The sequence below is a fragment of the Actinophytocola sp. genome (genome assembly GCF_036002505.1).
In the GTDB taxonomy this organism is placed as follows: domain Bacteria; phylum Actinomycetota; class Actinomycetes; order Mycobacteriales; family Pseudonocardiaceae; genus DASYTH01.
In genome coordinates, this window is the sequence record NZ_DASYTH010000170.1 from 1 (window position 1) to 4,026 (window position 4,026).

5 protein-coding genes are annotated in these 4,026 nt (G+C 69.0%); 4 read left to right on the forward strand and 1 reads right to left on the reverse strand.

Annotated elements, in window-relative coordinates; translation table 11 throughout:
- Positions 1-503 precede the first annotated feature (503 nt).
- From VGR06_RS14570 to VGR06_RS14585, 4 genes are all read left to right on the forward strand, one after another.
- On the forward strand, positions 504-1,100 hold the full coding sequence (locus VGR06_RS14570) for a DUF6431 domain-containing protein (protein WP_327559602.1): 597 nt from the start codon (positions 504-506) through the stop codon (positions 1,098-1,100).
- Positions 1,101-1,181: 81 nt separating this feature from the next.
- Positions 1,182-2,609 (forward strand): DDE-type integrase/transposase/recombinase, encoded by a 1,428-nt coding sequence (locus VGR06_RS14575; protein WP_327559603.1) that lies wholly within the window; start codon positions 1,182-1,184, stop codon positions 2,607-2,609.
- Positions 2,596-2,910 (forward strand): hypothetical protein, encoded by a 315-nt coding sequence (locus VGR06_RS14580; protein WP_327559604.1) that lies wholly within the window; start codon positions 2,596-2,598, stop codon positions 2,908-2,910. The genes VGR06_RS14575 and VGR06_RS14580 overlap by 14 nt, the downstream gene beginning before the upstream one ends.
- Before the next feature lie 50 nt (positions 2,911-2,960).
- Positions 2,961-3,782, forward strand: coding sequence for an ExeA family protein (locus VGR06_RS14585; RefSeq protein ID WP_327559605.1), 822 nt, complete (start codon positions 2,961-2,963; stop codon positions 3,780-3,782).
- 7 nt (positions 3,783-3,789) lie between these two features.
- Here the strand turns inward: VGR06_RS14585 and VGR06_RS14590 are convergent.
- The coding region (locus VGR06_RS14590) for an MmcQ/YjbR family DNA-binding protein (protein WP_327559606.1) at positions 3,790-4,026 on the reverse strand (237 nt) is incomplete at its 5' end.

Below are 4,026 nucleotides of genomic sequence, written 5' to 3' on the forward strand. Positions count from 1 at the left end.
GTTCCCGGCGTATCCCCCCTTCACCTCGACCGCGCCGACCTCGGCGCCGTTCCCGGTTCCCGTCGGCTTGACGTACGTCAGGAACACCTTGCTGGTCTCAGCGGCGGTGACCCGTCCACCTACTCCCAGCACCTTCCGGCCCGGCGGACACCACGCGTACAAGCTGTGGGACGAGGCCGAGTCGCCACCGGTGAAGTCAGCGACGTAGATGAGTCCGGCGGGCTCGGGCGCGTATTAGGCGCCACTCCCGATGAGGCCGGGGTAGGTCGGCTGCGTCACTCAAGATGAGCATGGTCTTGGTGCGGTGGTAGGGCGCTGGGTGGGATACGGCAGGGGAGCCATCGACGAGCCTGGGTGGTCAGGGGTCTAGGGTGATCCGGTCATTGACGGACAAACGGCCCTCCCCCCATCCGCTTGCAGGCCGTGTGGGGAAGGGCCGTTCCTAACGCTGCCCGGAGGCCGCGTTGCTTACTGTAGGCCCTGATCCTGCTGTCGTTGAACAGATGCTGGCCGATGGTCTACTGCGGTGCCCGGACTGTGCGGGGCCGTTGTCCCGGTGGGGTCATGTGGCACGACGCTTCGTGCGGACCTCGACGGAAGTGGTGGAGAAGATCCGGCTGCGCCGAACGATCTGCCCATTGACCGATGACAGTGGCTGCGGACGGACGCATGTGCTGCTGCCCGCGTTCCTGCTGGGCCGCCGGCTGGATGTGGTCGAGGTGATCTGGTCGGCACTGCGCGCCTGCGTGGACGGGTTGGGGTGGCGCCGGCTGGCCGCGCTGGTGGGCCGACCGGCCTCGACGGTGCTCGGCTGGGTCGGTCGGGCGCGGGTGCGGGCAGGGCTGATCCGGGATCGGTTTGCGTGGCTGGAGCACCTGCTGGTCGCCGCGGACGGCGACGACATGGCCCGGGTCGCACCGACAGGTAGCGGGCTGGGCGACGCGGTGGCCCAGATCGGGGTGTGCCTGGCCGCGTTGCGCCGGGCCCGGCCGGTGGCGCTGGCGGCGATGAGCGTGGCCCGGACGGTGGCGGTGCTGTCCGGCGGGTGGCTGCTGGGCACCCGAGCCCTGCGACCCGTGCTCCCGGGGCTTTCAACATAAGAAGACATCTTCAAGTCCTCAAAAGGAGATGCGAGCCTCGCCAGGTCCTGTATCGACCACGACGGTGAGGTACTGGTATCGATGTCCAGGAGGAAGCCGCCGCCTGCGGCCGGGCGTGAGGTGGCGTTGTTCCGTTACTCGTTGGTGCGACCGCTGGTCGACCCACGGCTGACACAGCAGGAACGCGGTGAGCTGGTGCGGTCGCTGGCCGAGCGGCACCATGTGGGCCCGGCTGGCGAGCTGGTATGGGTGTCGCGGTCCACATTGGACCGGTGGGCGCGGATCCTGCGGATGGACGGGTTCGAGGCGCTGGTGCCGCGGCCCCGGCAGGTGACCCCCCGCACCGCCGCGGCGTTGCTGGAGCTGGCGGCGGCGCTCAAGCGGGAACGCCCGGCGCGCACCGCCACGCAGGTCGCCCGAATCATGCGGCAGACCCACGGCCCGGCGCCGTCGGCGCGCACCCTGCAACGCCACTTCGCCCGACTCGGCCTTGACCGCCACCCCGACGCTGTCGGGCAGCCGCAGGTGTTCGGCCGCTTCGAGGCCGACTTCCCGGACGAGCTGTGGATATGCGACGGTCTGCACGCCGGTGCGGTGCGCGGCCCGACGATCGACGGCCGCGACACCGTGCTGGTCGCCATCCTCGACGACCACGCCCGGTATGTGGTCGCCGGCCGGTGGGGGTTCGCCGAGGACACCCTGGCCCTGCAGGCCACCCTGCACGACGCGGTCAAGGTCCACGGCTGCCCGGCCGGGTTCTATTGCGACCACGGCAGCGCCTTCGTCTCGCACCAACTGGCCTGGTCCCTGGCCGTGCTCGACATCAAGATCATCCATAGTCGGGTGGGTCGGCCGCAAGGCCGCGGGAAGCTGGAGCGCTGGAACCGGACCTGCCGCGAGGAGTTCCTCGTGGAGATCGAGACCGGCACCGGGACCGGCGGCTCGCCGGTGGCGTCGCTGGCCGAGCTCAACCGGCTGTTCAGGGCCTGGCTTCACCGCAGCTACCACCAGCGGGAGCACAGCGAGACCGGGCAGACTCCGGCGGCGCGCTACCACCATCGTGGCGACAGCGCGCCGCCACTGCGTCGGCCCGACGCGCAAGAGCTGCGGCGGGCGTTTCTGTGGCGCGAGACCCGCACCGTCACCTCGTGGCGCACGGTGTCCCTGCTCGGCAACAACTACGAGGTCGACGCCGCCCTCGTCGGCCGCGAGGTCGACCTGCTGTTCAACCCGTTCGATCTCGAACACATCGACGTCGAGTACCACGGCCGGCCGATGGGAACCGCCCGTCCGCACAAGGTCACCCGCCACGTCCACCCCGATGTCAAGGCACCCACCAAGAAACCGCCCGCGCAGGCCACCGGCATCGACTACCTGCGCCTGCTCGAAGCCGCCCACCAGGCTGACGTCGGCGTGGTCATCAACTTCCCCGCCCTCGATTCCATCCCCGGCGACGCCACCACCGACGGTGCCAGCGCCAACCCGGAAGGCGACGATGAACCGGCCTGACCCCGCCCGGCGCCAGCGCCAAGCCGCGCACATCCTTGCCCAGTTCCTGCGCGAGCATCCCGATCTGCCCGCCATCGACTGGACCGTCAGCCAACACGGCCTGCACGCCCACTTCTACCTCTGCGACGTCGACCCCTACGACCACCGAACGGCCTTCACCGCGTGGACCACCGCCCTGGGCCTGACCCACGGCCCCGACCGCGGGCCAAGTCGAGGCCTGCCCGGCGGCAACGACATGCACGCCCATCGGTTCATCGATGGCGTGCTCGTCATCCTCACCGCCACCTTCCACCCCTTCTAGTCAACCCAATCATCCACAACGGACAGACCCCTCACCGACAGGAGCCACCCGTGCTAGACCGAATCCAATCCTTCTACGGATTCACCCGCATGCCATTCGGCCGCGACCTCGCCACCGGCATGCTGCACCGCCACACCGACCACGCCCAAGCCACCGCCCGCATCGCCTACGGCATCGACACGCGCGGCATCACCGTCATCACCGGCGAAGTCGGCGTCGGCAAGACCGTCGCTGCACGCGCCGCTCTCGACCGCGTCGACCGCGCACGCCACCACCTCATCTACATCCCCGACCCCACCGTCGGCGCCCGAGGCGTCTACCACCACATCGTCACCGCTCTCGGTGGCAAACCCAGCTTCCACACCGCCGCGCTCATCCCCCAAGCCCGCAACGCGCTGGCCGCCGAAGCCTCGGAACGTGGCCGCACCCCGATACTTCTCATCGACGAAGCTCACATACTTCAGCACAGTGGACTGGACGCGATCCGGCTCCTCACGAACCACGAACTCGACACCGGCGCGCCGTTCGCCACTGTCCTGCTCGGCCAACCCGACCTCGCCGGCAAGATCCGCTACGGAATACTGGCTGCCTTCGATCAACGGATCACCGTCCGTCATCACATGACAGGCATGACCGCCGACGAGACCGTCGGTTACATCCATCACCATCTCACCCTCGCCGGCCGCAGCGACCCACTCTTCGGCGACGACGCGATCACCCTGATCCATGCCAACAGCCGCGGCAAACCCCGCGCCGTCAACAACCTCTGCCTCGCCGCACTCCTCGCCGCCCGCGCCAACGACCGACCCATCGTCGACGAAACCAGCGCCCGCACCGCGATTACCGAGACCAGTGACCACGCCACCCTCTGACCAACCCTCAGCACCTACCACACCAAGCCCCGCCGGACAACCCGGCGGGGCCTTCCCATACCCGCACCGGCCGCACCGTGAACGACGCAGCCATCCTCAACATCAGTGGCGCGCAACACACGACGGGTCGCCCCGGGACTTCGGTCATCAGCATGAACACTTTGCCGCGTACTTTGAAGACCTCCCAGTCAGGGCCGAAGGGGTGTTCCAACTGGGCTCCGGGGAGTTCCTCCGCGCAGTCAGC

Excerpts from the sequence above, each read along its gene's own strand:
- VGR06_RS14570 (WP_327559602.1), top strand. The coding sequence starts at position 504 with ATGCTGGCCGATGGTCTACTGCGGTGCCCGGACTGTGCGGGGCCGTTG.
- VGR06_RS14575 (WP_327559603.1), top strand. The coding sequence starts at position 1,182 with ATGTCCAGGAGGAAGCCGCCGCCTGCGGCCGGGCGTGAGGTGGCGTTG.
- VGR06_RS14580 (WP_327559604.1), top strand. The coding sequence starts at position 2,596 with ATGAACCGGCCTGACCCCGCCCGGCGCCAGCGCCAAGCCGCGCACATC.